22 protein-coding genes are annotated in these 19302 nt (G+C 66.4%); 18 read left to right on the plus strand and 4 right to left on the minus strand.

Going from position 1 to position 19302, the window contains the following annotated elements; translation table 11 throughout:
• The 7 genes from J7643_18795 to tatC form a co-directional block, all read left to right on the plus strand.
• Positions 1-254: DNA recombination/repair protein RecA (locus tag J7643_18795; protein MBO9542641.1), on the plus strand; the 254-nt coding region annotated here is incomplete at its 5' end.
• A gap of 92 nt (positions 255-346) precedes the next feature.
• Positions 347-1900, plus strand: a complete 1554-nt coding sequence (gene rny, locus J7643_18800; protein MBO9542642.1) for a ribonuclease Y — start codon at positions 347-349, stop codon at positions 1898-1900.
• 62 nt (positions 1901-1962) lie between these two features.
• On the plus strand, positions 1963-2757 hold the full coding sequence (locus J7643_18805) for a TIGR00282 family metallophosphoesterase (protein MBO9542643.1): 795 nt from the start codon (positions 1963-1965) through the stop codon (positions 2755-2757).
• Between the two features lie 48 nt (positions 2758-2805).
• Positions 2806-3066: a stage V sporulation protein S gene (locus J7643_18810; protein MBO9542644.1), complete on the plus strand. Its 261-nt coding sequence runs from the start codon at positions 2806-2808 to the stop codon at positions 3064-3066.
• 101 nt (positions 3067-3167) lie between these two features.
• Positions 3168-4100 (plus strand): PHP domain-containing protein, encoded by a 933-nt coding sequence (locus J7643_18815; GenBank protein ID MBO9542645.1) that lies wholly within the window; start codon positions 3168-3170, stop codon positions 4098-4100.
• 11 nt (positions 4101-4111) lie between these two features.
• On the plus strand, positions 4112-4666 hold the full coding sequence (raiA, locus tag J7643_18820) for a ribosome-associated translation inhibitor RaiA (GenBank protein MBO9542646.1): 555 nt from the start codon (positions 4112-4114) through the stop codon (positions 4664-4666).
• 63 nt (positions 4667-4729) lie between these two features.
• On the plus strand, positions 4730-5470 hold the full coding sequence (gene tatC, locus J7643_18825) for a twin-arginine translocase subunit TatC (protein ID MBO9542647.1): 741 nt from the start codon (positions 4730-4732) through the stop codon (positions 5468-5470).
• 6 nt (positions 5471-5476) lie between these two features.
• Here the strand turns inward: tatC and J7643_18830 are convergent, their stop codons facing one another.
• Complete coding sequence (locus J7643_18830; GenBank protein ID MBO9542648.1) at positions 5477-6190, minus strand: hypothetical protein; 714 nt, start codon at positions 6188-6190, stop codon at positions 5477-5479.
• 83 nt (positions 6191-6273) lie between these two features.
• Here J7643_18830 and J7643_18835 point away from each other — a divergent pair, with 83 nt between their 5' ends.
• The 7 genes from J7643_18835 (at position 6274) to J7643_18865 (ending at position 13619) form a co-directional block, all read left to right on the plus strand.
• Positions 6274-7593 (plus strand): homoserine dehydrogenase, encoded by a 1320-nt coding sequence (locus J7643_18835; GenBank protein MBO9542649.1) that lies wholly within the window; start codon positions 6274-6276, stop codon positions 7591-7593.
• Positions 7583-8668 (plus strand): threonine synthase, encoded by a 1086-nt coding sequence (locus J7643_18840; protein ID MBO9542650.1) that lies wholly within the window; start codon positions 7583-7585, stop codon positions 8666-8668. Before J7643_18835 ends, J7643_18840 begins: the two co-directional genes overlap by 11 nt.
• A 152-nt stretch (positions 8669-8820) precedes the next feature.
• On the plus strand, positions 8821-10062 hold the full coding sequence (locus J7643_18845; protein MBO9542651.1) for a peptidase S8: 1242 nt from the start codon (positions 8821-8823) through the stop codon (positions 10060-10062).
• 99 nt (positions 10063-10161) lie between these two features.
• Entirely contained in the window at positions 10162-11067 is a 906-nt protein-coding gene (locus J7643_18850) for a phosphate/phosphite/phosphonate ABC transporter substrate-binding protein (protein MBO9542652.1), read from the plus strand.
• An 18-nt stretch (positions 11068-11085) separates the two neighbouring features.
• Positions 11086-11883 carry a phosphonate ABC transporter ATP-binding protein gene (phnC, locus tag J7643_18855; GenBank protein MBO9542653.1) on the plus strand — a complete coding sequence of 266 codons (798 nt, stop codon included), beginning with the start codon at positions 11086-11088 and terminating at the stop codon, positions 11881-11883.
• A gap of 7 nt (positions 11884-11890) precedes the next feature.
• Complete coding sequence (gene phnE / locus J7643_18860) at positions 11891-12835, plus strand: phosphonate ABC transporter, permease protein PhnE (GenBank protein ID MBO9542654.1); 945 nt, start codon at positions 11891-11893, stop codon at positions 12833-12835.
• 1 nt (position 12836) lies between these two features.
• Positions 12837-13619, plus strand: coding sequence for a CPBP family intramembrane metalloprotease (locus J7643_18865; GenBank protein MBO9542655.1), 783 nt, complete (start codon positions 12837-12839; stop codon positions 13617-13619).
• 9 nt (positions 13620-13628) lie between these two features.
• On the opposite strand, the gene J7643_18870 is transcribed toward J7643_18865, so the two are convergent.
• Positions 13629-14180: a hypothetical protein gene (locus tag J7643_18870; GenBank protein MBO9542656.1), complete on the minus strand. Its 552-nt coding sequence runs from the start codon at positions 14178-14180 to the stop codon at positions 13629-13631.
• 149 nt (positions 14181-14329) lie between these two features.
• Here J7643_18870 and J7643_18875 point away from each other — a divergent pair, with 149 nt between their 5' ends.
• From J7643_18875 to J7643_18885, 3 genes are read left to right on the plus strand one after another with little or no spacing between them, the layout of a single operon-like run.
• A complete protein-coding gene (locus tag J7643_18875) occupies positions 14330-14980 on the plus strand; it encodes a hypothetical protein (GenBank protein MBO9542657.1) in 651 nt (216 codons plus the stop codon).
• Positions 14981-15004: 24 nt separating this feature from the next.
• Positions 15005-15889, plus strand: a complete 885-nt coding sequence (gene miaA, locus J7643_18880) for a tRNA (adenosine(37)-N6)-dimethylallyltransferase MiaA (GenBank protein ID MBO9542658.1) — start codon at positions 15005-15007, stop codon at positions 15887-15889.
• Entirely contained in the window at positions 15889-16680 is a 792-nt protein-coding gene (locus tag J7643_18885; GenBank protein MBO9542659.1) for a diaminopimelate epimerase, read from the plus strand. The genes miaA and J7643_18885 overlap by 1 nt, the downstream gene beginning before the upstream one ends.
• A gap of 55 nt (positions 16681-16735) precedes the next feature.
• On the opposite strand, the gene J7643_18890 is transcribed toward J7643_18885, so the two are convergent.
• The gene (locus J7643_18890; GenBank protein ID MBO9542660.1) at positions 16736-17182 is read right to left on the minus strand and encodes a hypothetical protein; all 447 of its coding nucleotides are present in this window, start codon (positions 17180-17182) and stop codon (positions 16736-16738) included.
• A gap of 501 nt (positions 17183-17683) precedes the next feature.
• Here J7643_18890 and J7643_18895 point away from each other — a divergent pair.
• Positions 17684-18616, plus strand: coding sequence for a 1-phosphofructokinase family hexose kinase (locus tag J7643_18895; GenBank protein MBO9542661.1), 933 nt, complete (start codon positions 17684-17686; stop codon positions 18614-18616).
• A gap of 13 nt (positions 18617-18629) precedes the next feature.
• Here the strand turns inward: J7643_18895 and J7643_18900 are convergent, their stop codons facing one another.
• On the minus strand, positions 18630-19286 hold the full coding sequence (locus tag J7643_18900) for a hypothetical protein (protein ID MBO9542662.1): 657 nt from the start codon (positions 19284-19286) through the stop codon (positions 18630-18632).
• Between the last annotated feature and the right edge of the window lie 16 nt (positions 19287-19302).

A 19302-nucleotide genomic window follows, 5' to 3' on the forward strand; every position in this document is an offset into this window, starting at 1 on the left:
GGGTCGGTGAGTTCGACCTGATGTTCGGCGAAGGCGTCAGCCGCGAGGGCTGCGTCCTGGACCTGGCCGTCGAGCACGACATCGTCAAGAAGAGCGGCTCGTGGTTCAGCTACGGCGACAGCAAGATCGGTCAGGGCCGCGACGGCGCCAAGACCTTCCTGCAGGCGAACCCCGACCTCTTCACCGAGATCGAGGGCCTGGTGCGGACCAAGATCTTCGGCGCTCAGGAGCCCGAACTCGCGGGTGTTCGCTGAACGTCGTGATCGACTAAGATAGCTGTAGATGCTGCTTTGCGCGGCCCGCTGCGAGGTGGGCCGCGCGCGAAACTAGAAAGAGAGGGGTGGCCATGGTCGCACTCGACGCGATCTTGCTGCTGCTTGCACTCGTCGGCCTCGCGGTCGCCGGCGGCCTGTTCTACGCCGCCGACCGGAAGCGCAAGGCGATCGATAAGACCCTGGCCGAGGCCGAGGCCCGTGCCCAAGCGCTCGTCGCCCAGGCCGAGGCCGAAGCGCAGAACCAGCAGAAGGCCCTCATCCTCGAAGCCAAGGACGAGGCCCTGCGCCTCAAGCTCGACGCCGAGCGCGAGCTGAAAGACCAGCAGGCCGAGGTCGTTCGCCGCGAGAACCGCGCCATCCAGAAGGAAGAGACCCTTGACGCGAAGGCTGAAGCCGTCGCGCGCAAGGGCGAGGAGCTGCTCGTGCGCGAGCGCGAGCTCGTCGTCCTGCAAGAGGAGGTCGAGCGCCTGCGCGATCGTCAGCTTTCCGAGCTGCAGCGGGTAGCGGCCCTCTCCGCCGACGAGGCCAAGAAGCTGCTCTTGACCAAGCTCGAGCACGAGCTGGAGCGCGAGTCGGCCCTGATGATCAAGCAGGCCGAGCAGGAAGCCCGGGCGATCGCCGACAAGAAGGCCCGCGAGATCGTGACCACCGCCATCCAGCGCTGCGCGGTGGATCACTGCGTGGAGGGGACGGTCTCGGTCGTCACCCTGCCCTCGGACGACATGAAGGGCCGCATCATCGGGCGCGAGGGCCGCAACATCCGCGCCCTCGAGAACGCGACCGGCATCGACCTCATCATCGACGACACCCCCGAGGCGGTCGTCCTCTCCAGCTTCGACCCGGTCCGCCGCGAGATCGCCCGCCGTGCCCTGGAGGCCCTCATCGCCGACGGCCGCATCCACCCCCAGCGCATCGAGGAGCAGGTCGAGAAGGCCCGCCGCGACGTGGAGGCCCAGATGAAGGAGGACGGCGAGGCCGCCCTCCTGGAAGTCGGGGTCCAGGGGGTGCACCCCGAGCTGGTCAAGATCCTCGGCCGCCTGCGCTACCGCACCTCGTACGGCCAGAACGTGCTCGCCCACTCCAAGGAGGTCTGCTACATCGCGACCATGATCGCCGAGGAGCTGGGGGCCAACGTCCAGGTGGCCAAGCGTGCCGCGCTCATGCACGACCTGGGCAAGGCCGTCAGCCATGAGATGGAAGGCTCCCACGCCGTGAACGGCGCCGACATGGCGGCCAAGTACGGCGAGAACCCTGCGGTGGTGCACGCCATCCGGGCCCACCACAACGACGAGGAGCCCACCACCGTCGAGGCGGTCATCTGCCTCTTGGCCGACGCCATCTCCGCGGCGCGCCCCGGCGCCCGGCGCGAGAACATCGACATCTACGTCAAGCGCTTGCAGAAGCTGGAAGAGATCGCCAACTCCTTTCCCGGCGTCGAGCGCACCTTCGCCATCCAGGCGGGCCGCGAGATCCGGGTCATGGTCCAGCCCGAGGTGGTCGACGACGTCATGGCCCACAAGATCGCGCGCGAGATGGCCTCGCGCATCCAGAGCGAAATGGAGTATCCTGGAATGATCAAGGTAACGGTCATTCGGGAGACGCGCTCGACCGAGTTCGCCAAGTAATTGGGATCCCCAGTCCCAGGCGAACCCGCCTGCGGCGCTCAAGCTAGAAATGGAACGCCTTCATGTCGGCGCATCCGAATGCCTTTCATGTGGTCCTCATCGGGGACGTGGTCGGGCATCCAGGCCACCAGGCCATCGTCAAAGGCCTGCCGCGCCTGCGCAAGCAGCTCCCGGTCGATCTGGTGATCGCCAACGGTGAGAACGCCTCCGGCGGCTTCGGTCTCCAGGAGAAGACCTACCACCTCCTGCGCGACGCCGGGGTGGACGTGATCACCCTCGGCAACCACGCCTGGGACAAGAAGGAAATCTTCGACTACATCGACGACGCGGATCGCGTCGTGAGACCGGCCAACTACCCGCCCGGCACCCCCGGGCGCGGCCACACCGTGGTCCAGGTCAAGGGCACGTCGGTCGCCGTGATGCAGCTGATGGGCCGCGCCTTCATCAACATCGGGGACTGCCCGTTCCAGGTGGCCGAGCGCGAGCTCAAGAAGCTCAAGACCCAGGCCAAGATCATCATCGTGGACATGCATGCCGAGGCCTCCTCCGAGAAACTTGGGATGGCCTTCATGCTCGACGGTCAAGTGAGTGCCGTGATCGGCACTCATACTCACGTTCAGACCGCCGACGAGCAAATTTTTCCGCGTGGAACCGGGTATATAACGGATGCGGGCATGACCGGGCCCCGCGACTCCATCCTCGGGATCCGGCCGGAGCTCGCCCTGAAGCGCATGCGCCAGCATCTGCCGGTTCGTTTCGAGGTCGCCGAGGAGGAAGGGGTCTTCTCGGCCGTGTGGCTCGCCATCGATCCCCAGACCGGACGCACGCTCCAGATCCAGCGCATCCACTACCGCTAGCGGCACTCCTCATCATCGGCCCCATGGCCAGCAACGGGAGGATCGAACGTGGAGGTTTTCAAGGTTTCCGCCAAGTCCAGCCCGAGCGCGGTGGCCGGTGCCCTCGCGGGGGCGTTGCGCGAGAAGGGCCGGGCCGAGATGCAGGCCATCGGGGCCGGTGCCCTCAACCAGGCGATCAAGGCGGTCGCCATCGCCCGGGGCTACGTGGCTCCCGCCGGCATGGACCTGATCTGCATCCCCGCCTTCATCGACATCGCCATCGAGGGCGAAGAGCGCACCGCCATCAAGCTGATCGTCGAGCCCCGCTGACCGCTTTTCGTCTCGTCTCAGGCTCGGGCCTTTGGCTCGGGCCTCGTATCGCTTAGAATGGGCGGCAATCCCGCACGATCGTGCAAGCGGAAGGGGCGCCCATGAAAGCCGATCTCCACCTCCACACCACCCACTCCGACGGGCGTCACACCCCGGAGGCCCTCGTTCTGGCGGCTGCGCGCGCGGGGCTCTCGGCCATCGCCATCACCGACCACGACACGACCGACGCCCTCGAAGAGGCGGCGGCTGCGATCGCCGCCCACGGCCTCAAGCTCGAGCTCGTGTCGGGGGTCGAGGTCACGGCGATGCACGGCGAGCAGGAGCTGCACATCCTCGGCTACTTCGTCGACCCGCTGACTCCAGGCTGGTGCGAGGCCATGGCCGCTCAGCAGCGCGAGCGCGAGCAGCGGGCCGCCGCCTTCGTCGCGGCCCTTGCCGCCCACGGCGTCTCGCTCTCGCTCGAGGCCGTCCAGCGCCAGGCGGGGGATGGGGCCATCGGGCGGCCTCACGTGGCTCGCGCCCTGGTGGAGGCCGGTGTCTGCAACACCGAGCAGCAGGCCTTCGACCGTTACCTCAACCCCGGCTGCCCGACCTTCGTGCCGCGCGGGGCCCTGACCCCCGCCGAGGCGATCGCCTTGATCCATGCGGCCGGCGGGGTCGCCTCGCTCGCCCATCCGCGCAGCGTCCCCCTGAGCGAAGCGGGAGAGACGGGTGAGACCTTGCTTGAATACCTGGTGGCCTCCGGCCTGGATGCGCTGGAGGTGGTGCACCCGTCGGCCACCTCGCTGCTGCGCGCCCACTACGGGCGCCTTGCGGCCGAGCACGGCCTGCTGGTGACGGGGGGCTCGGACGACCACGGTCCGAGGCCCGGGCACGCGAGCCGCCTTGGAGGCGAGAGCATCCCATACGCCTGGCTGGCGGCGCTTCGCGCGCGGCGTCCTGGAAGCATCCGCGGGGTTGCGGCAAATTACGCTAGACCTTTGCCGGAAAGCTTCTATAATGGGACCATCAAGCAACGGTCCCAGTTTCAATGAGGGAGTGGCTTATGGAACTCGTGATCAAAGGACATCATGTCGAGGTGACGGACGCGCTGCGCGACTACGCCGACAAGAAGGTCGGTCGTGTCGTCCGTAACGTGGATGGGGTCATCGAAACGCAGGTCGAGCTCTCGGTCAACAAGAACCCGAGCGTGCCCGACAACCAGATCGTCGAAGTCACCCTGTTCGCCAAGGGCACGGTGATCCGCGCCGAGGTCAGCACCGAGAGCATGTACGCCTCGCTCGACCTGGTCGCCGACAAGCTCGAGCGCCAGATTCGTCGCTATCGCCAGAAGCTCAACGGTCACGATCGCCACCACCGTCAGAAGACGGCCACGGCGGTGGCCGCCGAGCCGATGGTCGAGGCCACCGAAGAGGTCGAACGCGAGATCGTTCGCTCCAAGTCCTTCCCGGTCCTGCCCATGTCGCCGGATGACGCGGCGGTCCAGATGGAGCTGTTGGGTCACAACTTCTTCATGTTCATCAACCAGTTCACCAGCCAGGTGAACGTGATCTACCACCGCAAGGACGGCAACTACGGCCTGATCGAGCCGACCGCCTAGTCCATTTCCACGACGGGGCCGGCGCATGCGCCGGCCCCGTTTCGATTTTTCGCGAGGCCCCCCTTGACCACCCCCGAGCACGAGCAACTTGCGCCGCGCGATCGCCGCCCCGGCGAGATGACTTTCGTCGAGCACCTCGAGGAGCTGCGCTGGCGCATCGTCAAATCACTCGCCGCCCTCGCGGCGGGCTTCGGCCTCGCCTTCGTCTTCGCTCGGACCCTGATGGCTTGGCTCTCGGTGCCCGCGGGCAACGTGAGCTTCATCTTCACCTCGCCGGCCGAGTACTTCATGGCGAGCCTCAAGGTCGCCTTCTTCGCGGGGCTGTACCTGGCTTTGCCGGTGATCCTCTACCAGCTGGTGGCCTTCGTGGCCCCGGGGCTCAACCCCTCCGAGCGGCGCTGGGTGCTGCCCGTCGTCGTGGGCTCCTTTTTGCTCTTCACCGCGGGCGGGGCCTTCGCCTACTACGCCCTCTTGCCGGCGGGTCTGCACTTCCTTCTGGGCTTCGCGCCGTCCACCGTGGCTCCGATGCTCTCGATCGGGACCTACCTGGGCTTTGCGGCCTCGCTGCTCTTCGCCGCAGGCTTCATCTTCGAGCTGCCGCTCGTTCTCTTGGCGCTTTCGTGGATTGGGGTGCTCTCGTCGGCCATGCTGGCCAAGTTCCGAAAGGTGGCGATCGTGCTCGCGCTCGCCATCGGGGCGATCATCACCCCTTCGGCGGACATCTTCAGCCAGTTGATGCTGGCGGGCGCGCTGGTGCTGCTCTACGAACTGAGCGTCTGGCTCATCCGCCTCACGGGCAAATAGAGCGCTTTACTTCCAGAACATCCAGCTCTTCTTCTCGGGCTTCTGAGGGGCGGTCTTGGCGACGACCGCCGGCCGCGTGCTCAGCGGGCCGGTCTGCGGCTTGACCTGGGACTTGGCCGCGGGCTTGGACTGCTCCCAGTCGAAGACACCGAGCTTGATGACGTCGAGGTTGGAGGCCGAGAGGCCCAGGTACTGGTAAGCGTCCAGCTCGGTCTGCTCGGCCTTGGCGCTGAGGAACGCCTGCCAGGCCTTGGTCATCATGGCCTGCTCGGTGATGAAGCCGACGGCCGGGATCCAGTGGGCGACGCCGATGGTGAGGGTCCGGCGCAGGTTGAGGTTCTGCAGGCCCTGGGTCGCGTAAAACTCGTTGCGCATCTGGTGGGCGATGCGCGCCAGGGGCACCTTGAGGCTGCCCTTGTCGACCGAGCCGAGGCTGAGCACGATGAAGCGATCGAGGCGTATGGCGAAGTCGGCGACCTTGCGCCGGGGGCCTCGCTCGAGCCGGATGGAGCGCTCGGTGGCCGTCTGGGCGCGCTTGAGCAGCCGCTCGCGCATGGCCTCGGCCTCCTGCGCATGCAGGGGGATCTCGTCGGCGATCTCGATGATGACGAAAGCCATTCCCGCCAGGTAGTGATTGCCCAGCTCCAGCTCCTCGCGCAGACGCGCCATGAGCTGGGGGTAGTCGGGATGGGCGGCGAACGATGGCATCGTAGTGTCCATGCGAGGATTATACCCCCTTTATGAGGCAAAGTTCTGGACGGCCCGCGTAGGCTGCTCCTTTTCGGAGACGGGGCGGGATGGGTATGAAACCCTTAGCGTTGGGTGAAGGAAACGAGGTGTCGGTGCAGGACGTGGCCAAGCTCGGAATCGGGTTGCTCGGATGCGGGGTGGTCGGGCAAGGAGTGGTGCGCCTGGTGGCGAAACACCCGACCCTGCGCCTGGTGGCGGTCGCCGTTCGCGACGCGGGGCGCGATCGCGGCCTCGATCCGTCTCTCATCACCACCGACCCGCACCAGGTCGTCGATCACCCCGAGGTCCGGATCGTGGTCGAGGTCATGGGCGGCCTGGAGCCTGCGCGAACGCTCGTCTTGCGCGCCCTTGGGCAGGGGAAGCACGTCGTCACCGCCAACAAGGCGCTGCTCGCTCATCACGGCCGCGAGATCCTCGAAGCCGCCCGCGCCCACGGGGTCGAGGTTTATTTCGAGGCGGCGGTCGGCGGGGGCATCCCCGTCATCATGCCCCTCAAGCGCGGCCTTGCCGCCAACGCCATCCAGCGCGTCAGCGGCATCATCAACGGCACCACCAACTACATCCTCACCCGCATGGCCCAGGACGGCGACACCTTCGGGGCGGCCCTCGGCGAGGCCCAGCGCCTGGGCTACGCCGAGGCGGATCCCACCGCGGACGTGGGCGGCTACGATGCGGCCCACAAGCTCGCCATCCTCGCCTCGATCCTCTCGGGGGCCTTCGTGCCCCTCGGCGCCATCTACCGCGAGGGCATCGAGCGCCTGACGCCCAAGGACCTCGCCTATGCCCGTGAGCTGGGCTACGCGGTCAAGCTGCTCGGCATCGCCCGCCGCGTGGGCGATCGCCTCGAAGCCCGTCTCCATCCCGCCATGATCCCCCTTTCGCACCCGCTGGCGCGCATCGACGGGGTCACCAACGCCGTCACGGTGGTGGGCGACGCGGTCGGCGAGGTCACCTTCTCGGGGCCCGGGGCCGGCTCGCTGCCCACCGCGAGTGCCGTGGTGGGGGATGTCCTGAACATCGCCGAGGCCGTCACGAGCGGCACGCCGCCGAGCCGCCTGATGGACGGCCTTGCTGCCCACGAGGCTCGGGTGGTGCCCATCTCCGAGGTCGAGACGGCCTACTACTTGCGATTGGTGACCGAGGACATGCCGGGGGTGCTCGGAGCGGTCGGCTCCCTTTTCGGAGGGCGAGGCGTCTCGATTCGGTACTTCGTCCAGAAGGAAGTGCGCGATGGCTTGGCTGAGCTGGTCTTCGTCACGCACGCGGGGCGCGAGCAGGCCTTCATGGAGGCGCTCGACGCGATCAAGGCCCTTGGCGCCCTCAGGGAAGTGGCGGCACTCATCCGGGTGGAGGAGGATGCGAATGGACGTTAAGCACGCGGGCCGCGCCTGGCCCGGTCTGATCGAAGCCTACAGGGAATTCCTGCCCGTTACCTCTGAAACGCCCGTGGTGACCCTCCACGAGGGCTGGACGCCCCTGGTGCGCCTGGAGCGCCTGACCGAAGCCATCGGCCTGCCGAGGCTGCGCCTCTACGCTAAGCTCGAAGGGGCGAATCCCACCGGATCTTTCAAGGATCGGGGCATGACCATGGCCGTCACCAAGGCCAAAGAGGCAGGCTCCGAGGCCCTGATCTGCGCTTCGACGGGTAACACCTCGGCGGCGATGGCGGCCTACGCGGCACGGGCCGGCATGCGCTGCTACATGCTGGTACCGGACGGCTACGTGGCCCTCGGCAAGCTCGCCCAGGGCATCCACTACGGCGCGAAGGTCATCCCGGTCAAGGGCAACTTCGACGCGGCCCTCGCCCTGGTGCGCGCCATCTCGGCCCACTACCCGGTGACGCTCGTCAACAGCGTCAACCCCTTCCGCATCGAGGGTCAGAAGACCGCAGCCTTCGAGCTCTGCGATCAGCTGGGCGAAGCCCCCGATATGCTCGCTATCCCGGTGGGTAACGCGGGTAACATCACGGCCTATTGGAAGGGCTTCAAGGAGTACCGCGAGGCCGGCAAGAGCGAGGCGACCCCGCGCATGCTGGGCTTCCAGGCCGCCGGAGCGGCCCCTATTGTTCTGGGCCGGGTCGTCGAGCACCCCGAGACCGTCGCCACCGCCATCCGCATCGGCAACCCCGCGAGCTGGCAGGGCGCCGAGGACGCCGTGACGGAGTCGAGCGGGCTCATCCGGGACGTGAAAGATGCCGAGATCCTCGAGGCCTATCGCATGCTCGGGCGTCTGGAGGGGCTCTTCTGCGAGCCGGCCTCGGCGGCCTCGGTGGCCGGAGTTATCAAGCTTGCCCGCGAAGGCTACTTTACGGGCGACGAGCGCGTCGCCTGCGTGCTGACGGGCAACGGCCTCAAGGATCCGGACACGGCCATGGGGGCGATCGATCAGGCCCCCGTCCCGGTCGAGGCCGAAGAGGAGGCCGTGCTCGCCGCCATGGGCTTTGTTTAGGTTCGATTAAGTCTGTTTAGTTTGGGTTAAGTCTCGGCAAAATCTTGCTTGGTTTTCTTGTGGCTGCTTTCGCGCCGGTGCTATGGTTTAAATCCTGATTATTAGACCATTATCGACCGTCAATGACGCCGGCCGATCCCGAGGAGGACCTCATGGCCAAGCCCCTGCACTCTCTGACGACCACCATCCTGTTGGCGGTGACGATGAGCGTGCTCGGCTGCGCCGGCGCGGGGCCCGTGCCCTCCGAGGGTGCCGCGATCTCGGGGAAGGCCCAGGTCTTCAGCGTCGACGGCGAGGCGCAATTGCTCTTGAAGCCCAAGGAGGGCCGGACCTTCCGCTCGCCCGTGGGCCGCTCGCTCGGCTCCATTGAGGACCTGGGGGTCCAGATCTACTCGGTCCCCGCGAACCAACTCTCAAAGACCCTCGCCTCCCTGCAGGCCGACCCGAACATCGAGTACGCCGAGCCTTCCTACCAGATGAAGGCCTTCGACCTGCCTTCGCGTGACGAGGGGACCCCGAACGACACCCTCTACGCCCAGCAGTACGCCCCCCAGATCGTGCAGGCCCCTCAGGCCTGGCGCACGAGCAAGGGGAGCGGCATGGTCATCGCCGTGCTGGATACGGGCCTCGACACCACGCACCCCGAGTTCGCCGGGCGCGTGGTCACGGGCTTCAACGCCATCACCCGCAAGAGCGACGTCAGGGACGACCACGGCCACGGCACCCACTGCGCCGGGGTCGCGGTGGCGGCGGCCAACAACGGCCAGGGCGTGGCGGGCATCGCCCCGGACGCCAAGATTATGCCCATCAAGGTATTGGCGGCTGATGGGGCGGGTTCCGATGCCTACGTGGCGCGGGGGATCGCCTGGGCCGTCAAGAACGGCGCCGACGTGATCAGCCTCAGCCTCGGGGGCCCCGGCGAGAACAAGACCCTGGCTGCCGCGGTCCAGTCCGCCCTCTCCAAGGGGGTGCCGGTGGTTTCGGCCATGGGCAACGACGGCAGCGGCGAGAAAGCCTTCCCCGCGGCCTATCCCGGCGTGATCGCGGTGGGCGCCACCAACGCCAAGGACCAGACGGCCGATTTCTCCCAGTACGGCAACTGGATCTCGGTGACCGCCCCCGGCGTTCAGATTCTTTCGACCTTCCCGACCTACAAGGTCACCCTCAACGAGTACGGCTTCGGGCTCAACTACGCGGTCCTCGACGGGACTTCGATGGCGACGCCCGCGGTGGCCGGCTTGGCCGCGCTCATGCGCGCGCGCTACGGCCGCAAGCTGACGCCCGCCCAGCTCAAGGCGAAGCTGGAGGGGGCGGCGGACAAGGTGGCCGGCCAATCGGCCTTCGACCCTCACTTCGGCAACGGGCGCGTGAACGCAGCGCGTGCCCTGCAGTAGCGCCTCGACGGGCCTGGCGCGCTGTTTGAACGCCAGCCTATCGGGTATACTATTGCTGCCCTTTCCCCGGCGATTCACCTGCCGCAGAGGAGGCTTCGTGTGACTTTCTCGCTCCGTCCGCTGCTAGGTCTCGGCATGGCGCTGGCCGCGGCGATTACCCTGGTTGCGCACTCCCATCCGGCCGAGGCTTACAAGCCCCGCGTCCTGCGGATGGGCTTCGTCCCGTCCGAGAACGTCCAGGAAGTCATGCGCAACGCGCAGCCCATCGTGGCCATGATGCGCAAGGAGCTGGGTGCCGACGTGGTGCCCTTCGTGGCCACCGACTACACCGGCGTCATCGAGGCCATGCGCGCCAAGCGCCTGGACGTGGCCTTCTTCGCTCCCGGCGCCTACGTGCTTGCCGAGCGCCAGGCCAAGGCCAAGGTGATCCTCAAGGTCGTGCGGGGCGACAAGGACGTCTTCTACGCCGCGATCATCACCAACAAGGCCACGGGCATCAAGTCTCTCAAGGACCTCAAGGGCAAGAGCTTCGCCTTCGTGGACCCGGCCTCGCTGTCGGGCTCGCTCTACCCCAAGGTCATGCTCCTCGACGAGGGCATCAACCCCGAACGCGACTTCAAGCGGGTGGTCTACGCCGGCGGCCACGACGCGACGGTGCTCGCCGTCCTCAGGCGCCAGGTGGACGCCGGGGCGACCTTCGCCAACGACACGACCGGCCATCACGGCGCCTGGGACGAGTTCCTCAAGGACCCCAAGCAGCGTTCCCAGATCCAGGTGGTGGCTTACTCGCGGCCGGTGCCCGCCGACAACATCGCGGTGGCCGCCGATCTCGACCCCCAGTGGGTGGCGCGGATCCGCGCGGCCCTGCTCAAGATCAGCGCCTCGCCCCAGGGTCGGGCGCAGCTCAAGAAGATCTACCATATCGACGGCTTCAAGGCCGCCACGCCGGCCGAGTACGCCCCGGTGCGCGAGGTGTTCGACCGGGTGGGGTTCAAGAGCCGGTAGAAAGCCAGGAACCAAAGCGTGGACCAATTCCTCCAAGTCCAAGGGCTCCAGAAGGCCTATGCCAACGGCCCCACCGTCCTTCACGACGTCAGCTTGACCTTCAAGCCCGGCGAGTTCTCGGTGATCCTCGGCCTCTCGGGCGCGGGGAAGTCGACCTTCCTGCGCTGTCTCAACCGCCTCATCGAGCCGACCGCCGGCCGGATCATCATCCCGCGTGACCTGATTGCGCCCGAAGGCAAGGGCGAGCTCGACCTGGTCCGCGCCAGCTCCCACGAGCTGCGCCTCTGGCGCCGCAAGGTCGGGATGATCTTCCAGCACTTCAACCTGATCAAGCGCCTCTCGGTGGTCGACAACGTGCTCGCGGGCAGTCTCGGCTACGCGGGGATGGTGCCCGGGGCGCTGCGCCTCTTCTCCAAGAGCGAGCGCGATCGCGCCCTCTACAACCTCGAGCGCGTCGGCCTTCTGGACCACGCCTACAAGCGCGCTGATGCCCTCTCGGGCGGTCAGCAGCAGCGTGTGGCGATCGCCCGGGCCCTGATGCAGCGTCCCACCGTGATCCTCGCCGACGAGCCGGTGGCCTCCCTGGACCCCAAGCTTGCCAAGCAGATCCTCGACATCCTCAAGCGGGTGGCCGATGAGGACGGGCTCACGGTCATGGTGAGCCTGCACGTGCTCGAGTTGGCGCGCGCCTACGGCGACAGGATGATCGGCTTCCACGGCGGCCGGGTGATCTTCGACGGTGCGCCCGACAAGCTGGACGACAAGGCGGTCCAGCAGATCTACAGCCGCGGCACCGCCCAGCTCCAACCCGTGTGAGGCCCTGATGCGCTCCTACACCAAGCCCCTGGATCCCCTCAAGCCGCACGTTCCCACTCGGTTCCCCGAGCGGCCTCGGCGCGCCAAGACCCCCTGGGTGCTCGGCGCCCTCATGGTGCTGTTGTTGGCCTGGGCCTTCGCCGGGGTGCAGTTCAACCTCAAGGAGCTGATCGAAGGCACCCCCAAGATGGTGGAGTGGGTCCAGCAGAGCCTGCCGCCCGACACCACGACCATCACCGACCCGGAGCGCTACGCGCTGCCGAGCGAGGTTTCGTCGTGGCAGCTCTTCGCGCCCTCGCCGCTCACCCCCGAGCAGGCCGAGATCAAGGACCGCTGGTGGGCCAACACCTTCCCCCAGACGGTGCTCGGGGCGACCATTCAGACCATCCAGATGGCCTTCGCGGGGACTTTCCTCGCGGTGCTCTTCGCCTTCCCCCTGTGCTTCCTGGCGGCGCGCAACACGAGCCCGCACCCCTACGTCTACCACGCGGTCAAGCTCGCGGTGAACTTCCTGCGCACCATCCCCGACTTCGCAGTCGGCTTGGTGCTCATCACGGCCATCGGCCTGGGGCCCTTTACCGGGACCATGGCGCTGGCCTTCCACACGGCGACGGTGCTGATCAAGCTCTTCGCCGAGGAGGTCGAGAACATCGACGGCGGCGTGGTGGAGGCGATCCAGGCCACGGGGGCGCGCTACGTGCAGGTGCTCGCCTTCGCGGTGGTGCCGCAGGTGATGCCGGGCTTCATCTCGTCGGTGCTCTACCGCTTCGAGACCAACATCCGCGCGGCCGCGGTGCTCGGCCTCATCGGCGCGGGCGGTATCGGCTTCATCATGAAGAGCGACTTCAGCCTCTTCCAGTACCCGCAGGCGGCCACCACGGTCCTGGTTTTGATCGTGCTCGTCATGCTGGTGGACTACACGTCGGCGCGCCTGCGCAAGATTGTGATCTAGCTTGAAACAGCATCCTAGCGCTCGCTCGGTGCTCTGGGTCGTCCCCGTCACGATGGTCGCGTTCTTTGCGACCGCCGTGCTGTGGAGCATCATCGGCCCCCTCTTGATCCCAGCCCTGCGGGGCAACGAGCGCCTCATCTCCCTGACCGGCTTCTTTCCCATCGAGCTCATCGGGGTGCTCGTGCCGTCGCTCGTGGCCTGCAAGATCGGCAAGGTCGACTTTCGCGCGGTCTTTCCCTTCCGGCGGGTGGCCTGGTGGCGCCTGTTGCTTATCGTGGGCGCCACCTTCGGCCTGGCGCTCGTCATCACCTACCTGCAGGGCTGGTTTGCCCAGGCGACGGGCCTGCCCTATCCCAAGGACGTCACTGACCTGATCCGGGCGCACACCCCGATGCAGTGGGCCTTCATGTTGCTTGCGGTGGCCTTCGTGCCCGCCTTCGCCGAAGAGATGGTCACCCGGGGCTACGTCCAGTCGGCCCTGGTACCGCGCCTCGGCCTGGTCTGGGGGATCCTGCTCACGGCGGGAATCTTCGCCCTCATGCACTTCCTGCCGGCGGGGATTCCGACCTACGTGATCCTCGGGATCTGGCTGTCGTGGGTGCGGCACCGCACCGGCTCGATGATCGGGCCGATCGCCGCCCATGCCACCAACAACACGCTCGCCCTCTTGCAGGCGAACCTGGTGCCCGAGGCCTACTGGGCGACGAACATCGCATGGGTGCTGCCGCTGGGCGTCGTGCTGTTCGGCACGCTGGGCTACCTGTCCTTGAAGGACCTGAAGTAGCCCCCTGTCCTACTGTTCCGCCTGCGGCTGGATCGCGGGCTTCGGGAACGGCAGCTTCTCGCGGTCCTTGGCCACGGCGATGACCAGGAGCGGCACATCGGCCGGGATCATGAGCGACTGCACCATGTGGTCCCCCACCCGGCGCGGGGCCGGGGTGCCATCCAGGGCTGCGACCATGTGCTCGCGGACCTCGGGGTGGTACTTGTCGGGGATGCCCGATTGCATCAGGAAGCTGTCGAGGAGCTCACGCTCGGCCTTGAGGACCTCGGGGTCGCCGACCACGGGGATCGCGAAGATCTCACTCTCGATCTTGCCGCCCTTCACGACCAGCATGACCTGGCAGGCCTTCTTGTAGGTGGTGGTGGCCCGGTAGGTAACGCCGTTGAGCGTCTTGTTCTTGAGCGAGAAGGGCTCCAGGAAGGCGACCTGGCCGCTGGTGACCATGGGCCCCGCCTCGAAGTTTTCTACCGTGTCACCGACGCGCGCTTCGGCCCCGTGTGCGGAGAGCAGCCCAAGCGCCAATGCGAGCGCCGCCACGATCCCCCGATGTCGCCCTGCCATGAGCCACCTCCTCCGATGAGGATCCGCCTCCCCCACCCGGAGGAGTGTGGCGCTATGGTAGTGCAGCGCGCCCCGGCGTGCATCGCATGGTCTGTCGCTGCGGTATGCTAGAATCACCTGTCGGCGCGACCATCCAGAAGGAGATTCCGTTGCCCCGCCTTTTCCCTCTTGCCGTTGCCCTGGCGCTCGTCGTCCCGCTTGCGACCGCCTGCGCCCCTTCGTTGCGGATCATGGATCGCTCGCGCGATGCATCCTTTCCGGGTGCGCGCGGGGATGCAGCGCGCTACGAGGCGGTCCGTGCCGAGTGGACCCGGACCGAGGCGCTGGGCGTGCGCAGCGAGGCGACGGTGACCATGCTCGATCCATCTCTCGGGGCCGACTGGCTCGCGATGAAGGCCGGCAAGGAGGGGCGCGAGGTCGCGGACGCTTACGACCAGGGGCTATGGGAGGGCCTGTATGGCCCTCGCCAGGATCGCCTCCCCTTCGAGGTCTCGTGGCGCTTCGACAAGCTTTACCAGCCGCAGCGCGTCACCAACCCGCAGGTGGGCTGGACCTTCACCCTGCTCGACGATCACGGTCGCTCCTGGAAGCCCCTTTTCCTGGGGGACGTCCAGCAGGCTTTCGACGCGGACGCCTGGACCGGCTCGTTCCGGGTCTGGTTCCCCACCAAGGATACGCTCAAGGGCCCTCTCTTCGACGGCCGGACCCGCTCGCTCACCCTGCGGATCAGCGGCGCCCCCGGCACGGCTGACTTCGTCTGGAAGTTCCAGCCCGAGGTCGGCGCCCCCGCCGAGGACTGAGTCATGGCCCGGATTCCTCTTCTGGTGCTGGCCGGTGCGACGGCCAGCGGTAAGAGCCACCTCGCGCTTTCGCTGGCTGAGGCTTTCAACGGCGTGATCATCGCGGCCGACAGCCGCACCATCTACCGCGACTTCGATATCGGGACGGCCAAGCCGACCGCCGAGGAGCAGGCGCGGGTGCCCCACCGCATGATCGATGTGGCGGACCCGACCGACACCTACACGGTGGCGCGCTTCAAGGCTGCGGCGATCGAGGCGATCGCCGAGGTCCATGCGGCCGGCAAGCTCCCCATGCTGGTGGGCGGCACGGGCTTCTACATCCGAGGCCTGATCGGCGGCCTATCCATCCCCGAGGTACCGCCCCAGCCGGAGCTGCGTGCGAAATTCGAGGCCCTGGCCGATCCGCACGCGCGCCTCGCCGAGGTGGACCCGGTCACGGCGGCGCGACTGCACCCCAACGACCGGATGCGGGTCATCCGCGCCCTGGAGGTCGAGGCGGTGCTGGGCAAGCCGCTCTCGGAGGCTGCGACCAAGGTGGAGTCCCCCTACGACGCGCTTTACCTGGCGCTCGGGATGGACCGCGAGCTTCTCTACGACCGGATCAACCGCCGCACCCACCTGATGATGGAGATGGGCCTGGTCGAAGAGGTGGAGCGTCTGATGGCGCGCTACGGCGCGGAGCTGCCTCTCTTGCAGACCCTGGGCTACGCCGAGACCATGGACTACCTGACGGGACGCGCGACCAAGGACGAGGCGATCGCGGCCATCCAGCAGCACACCCGCAACTACGCCAAGCGCCAGCTCACCTGGTTCCGCCGCGAGGCGGGGGTGCGCTGGCTCGACGGGGACAGGCCCGAGGGCCTGTTCGACGAGGCGACGGGCTTGATCGAGGAATGGCGGAAGGCATGATTTCATTCACCAAGATGCAGGGAGCGGGCAACGACTTCATCGTCATCGATTGTCTCGGCGACCAGGCAGCGGACTATCAAGCCCTCGCTCCGGCGCTTTGCGATCGCCACTTCGGGATCGGGGCGGATGGCCTCTTGCTCGTGTTGCCTTCCGAGGTGGCCGACTTCAGGATGCGGGTGATCAACGCGGACGGTACCGAGCCCGAGATGTGCGGCAACGGCCTGCGCTGCTTCGCGCGCTACCTGCACGTCGCGGGCCTGAGCAGCGCGGCGTCGCTCGCTATCGAGACGGGTGCAGGCGTGCTCGGCGCCGAGGTGCTCGAAGACGGCGTGCGGCTCGACATGGGCGCCCCGCGCATGGCAGAGCGCATGGCCGAGCCCCTGAAGGTAGGGGATGCGGCTTTCGAGGCCACCGCCGTCTCCATGGGCAACCCCCATTGCGTCGTCTTCGTCGAAGACCTGGACGCCTTCGATTTCGAGCAGTACGGCCCCCTGGTCGAGGCCCATTCCGCCTTCCCGCAGCGCACCAACGCGGAGTTCGCCCAGGTCCTCGCCCCCGACCACATCCGGCTCAAGGTCTACGAGCGCGGGGTTGGTCCCACGCTCGCTTGCGGCACCGGCGCCTGCGCGACCCTGGTGGCCGCGGCGCTCTCGGGCCGCACCGGTCGCGCGGCGCAGGTCGATCTGCCGGGCGGAACCCTGGCGATCGCCTGGGGCGAAGACGGTCGGATCCAGATGACGGGTCCTGCCCAGGTGGTCTTCAAAGGGGTCGTCGACGCGCTCAACTTGTAGTCGGCGACCCGGCACGCGGACGTTCTATTCGCGCGCCTGGTTTGACGCGAATGTTTTATTTCTTTGTGAGGGTTAGCGAGCGAGTGGCACCACTTGTCTCAGTCTCAAGGTAATCGATAGAGCCGCTTGCATTGAGCGTGAAGCGCTCGGAGTAGGTGGGGGTTCTATTCGGGCTCAACTCGTAAAAGTTATCGCCCTTCGTCTCCTTATAGGTGTCATTGAAGCCATGGTAGTCCCTTAAAGTGGAGGCATACAAGCCGCCGGATGAGCTGCTTTTGAGGGATGAAATCGACCTTGTCATCGTGCTTCCATACGGATGGCTTGCAACTTCAAACCAAAATCGATCTTCAGTATCGTGTCCTTCCCAGGTTCCAATAAACCAGGAAGGCGGCGTCGGACGGAATATTTCGAATTTCGGCCCTGTATTAGCGGGCTGGCAACTTGGCAGTAGTACGGCAAGGGAGATGGCTACGCCAAGGCGTTTAAGCTGCAGCAAGGTCATGTTTCGCAGGTCCTCCTCGTCTTTGATGTAATGGTAGTGCGATGTGTTGAGCTTTTTGTGGCTCTATCTCCGGATTAGTCCGTTGCCAACGCTGACCCCTCGTCAATCCTTCGTTTGTGCTCCCTCTCTCAACCGGCGAACGAAGCTTCATGCATACGATTTTGTGGAGAAGCGAAAATCTCCAAGGGGAGAGAGCGTAGCCAGGCAAAGGGTAAGGTGACGTGATGCACGGAGGTAACCCTTTTTCGGAGTGATGAAGGGGTGATTTTTTGTGAGGTAATCGTGAGGAGTATACCCTCGCTTGCTGATCGGTGGTTCATCTTTCAGGTGGTTTGATCGAAAATAAAATGTACGCTCAATATATATATTTTCTCTAAGGTTTAGAGGAGGCTGCCGGGAGAGAAGCATCCCAAACGCGCGATTTTCCATTATGATGACAAGGGAGCGCCTGTTTTTCGGGATGCTCAGAGCCCTCGCACCTTCCCGTCCCCCGGAGCGCCCGTGATCGTCACCGTCACCCCCAACGCCGCCATTGACCGCACGGCCGTCGTGTCGGGCTTCTCGCTCAACGCCGTCAACGAGGTCAAGAACATGCCGGCGTTGCCCGGCGGCAAGGGCATCAACGTGGCGCGGGTCCTCAAGGCGTTCGGACAGCCGGTGGTGGCGACCGGTTTCATCGGGGGCGAAACGGGCAAGACCATCAAGATGGGCCTGGAGCGCAGCGGCGTCGGCACCGACTTCGCCATCGTCATGGGCGAGTCGCGCACCTGCCTCAAGATCGTCGATCCCCAGCGGATGATGGTGACCGAGCTCAACGAGTTGGGCCCCGAGATCACCGCCCAGGAAGTCACCAAGCTCACGGCCATCCTCAACAAGTGGAGCCAGAAGGCGTCGGACGCCGTCTTCTCGGGCAGCTTGCCCCCCGGTGCCCCGCAGGACTCGTACCGCAAGTGGGTCGAGGGCTTCCAGCGCATCGGCGGCAAGGCCTACGTGGACGCGCGGGGCGCGGTGCTCTATCACGCCCTGGAAGCCCGCCCCTACCTGGTCAAGCCCAACCAGAAGGAAGCCGAGGAGCTGGTCGGCTTCTCGCTCGATTCCGAGACGCGGATCTCGCAGGCCATCGAGTACTTCATGGCCAAGGCCCAGATCGCGCTCATTACCTTGGGCGAGCGGGGCGCTGCGGTGGGCTGCGAGGGCGAGCGCTGGCGCGCCTACGCCCCGCCCGTCAAGGCGGTGAACCCCATCGGCAGCGGGGATGCGTTCCTCGCGGGCTTCATCGTGGGCCTCAAGCGCCACCTGCCCCTCAAGGACTGTCTGCGCCTCGCCACCGCGACCGGTGCGGCCAACTCCCAGGCACCGGTGGCCGGCATGATCCGTCTCGAGCAGGTGGACCGCCTCAGTAGCCAGGTCCGGGTCGAGGCGCTGCGCCGCTGACGCAGCGGCGCCTTCAAAGCCCCGCCTGAGTTTTCAATGAGTACTTGCCCACCGGCCAGGTATCCCGCGACACGGGGGCGCGGGGTGAGGCGACCGGCTCCTGTCGCTGCCCCAGGGATTTGAGGGCTTCTAGGATCAACGGGGCGTGGAAGCCGGCCTTGCGCAAGGCGTTCGCTATCATCTCGTTGGGGAAGAAGAGGGCTTTCAGGAGCCTTGCGATTTCCTTCGGATCGCACTGGAGCGCCTTCAAACCCTCCGCGATCTCGTTGCAGGAGTGGCCCGCATCCTTCATCACATGCGCGATCTCGTGTCGGCTCAAGGCTTGGCCCGGCCCAAGGTTGAGCTGAAAGAGCGCCTTTGCCGTCTCGCTCGCGGGAAAACCGGCGGCTCTCAGGGCCTTCGCGATCGCCTCGGGCGAGCGACAGGCTTTGTGCAGCGCTGCCGCGATGTCTTGGGCCGGGAACTCGAACGATTTGAGGGTCCAGGCCAGGTCTTTCGTTGAGATGCCCGCTGCCAACAGCATTCGGACGATTTCATCGAAGGAGGCCCCGCCCTCTCTCATCTCCCGGATTTGCTCGTTCAGGCTCTTGTAGGCTCGCTTGAGCTTAGTGGCCTCAAGGCCGCCGAACAGAGGGCTTCCCAGAAAAGGGTTCGCGCTTGAATCGAACATGGCTGCTTCTCCTCTC

This window comes from bacterium, assembly GCA_017744355.1.
Taxonomy (GTDB): Bacteria; Cyanobacteriota; Sericytochromatia; order S15B-MN24; family UBA4093; genus JAGIBK01.

Excerpts from the sequence above, each read along its gene's own strand:
- rny (MBO9542642.1), top strand. The coding sequence starts at position 347 with ATGGTCGCACTCGACGCGATCTTGCTGCTGCTTGCACTCGTCGGCCTC.
- J7643_18805 (MBO9542643.1), top strand. The coding sequence starts at position 1,963 with ATGTCGGCGCATCCGAATGCCTTTCATGTGGTCCTCATCGGGGACGTG.
- J7643_18815 (MBO9542645.1), top strand. The coding sequence starts at position 3,168 with ATGAAAGCCGATCTCCACCTCCACACCACCCACTCCGACGGGCGTCAC.
- raiA (MBO9542646.1), top strand. The coding sequence starts at position 4,112 with ATGGAACTCGTGATCAAAGGACATCATGTCGAGGTGACGGACGCGCTG.
- J7643_18830 (MBO9542648.1), bottom strand. The coding sequence starts at position 6,190 with ATGGACACTACGATGCCATCGTTCGCCGCCCATCCCGACTACCCCCAG.
- J7643_18835 (MBO9542649.1), top strand. The coding sequence starts at position 6,274 with ATGAAACCCTTAGCGTTGGGTGAAGGAAACGAGGTGTCGGTGCAGGAC.
- J7643_18840 (MBO9542650.1), top strand. The coding sequence starts at position 7,583 with ATGGACGTTAAGCACGCGGGCCGCGCCTGGCCCGGTCTGATCGAAGCC.
- J7643_18845 (MBO9542651.1), top strand. The coding sequence starts at position 8,821 with ATGGCCAAGCCCCTGCACTCTCTGACGACCACCATCCTGTTGGCGGTG.
- phnE (MBO9542654.1), top strand. The coding sequence starts at position 11,891 with ATGCGCTCCTACACCAAGCCCCTGGATCCCCTCAAGCCGCACGTTCCC.
- J7643_18870 (MBO9542656.1), bottom strand. The coding sequence starts at position 14,180 with ATGGCAGGGCGACATCGGGGGATCGTGGCGGCGCTCGCATTGGCGCTT.
- J7643_18890 (MBO9542660.1), bottom strand. The coding sequence starts at position 17,182 with ATGACCTTGCTGCAGCTTAAACGCCTTGGCGTAGCCATCTCCCTTGCC.
- J7643_18900 (MBO9542662.1), bottom strand. The coding sequence starts at position 19,286 with ATGTTCGATTCAAGCGCGAACCCTTTTCTGGGAAGCCCTCTGTTCGGC.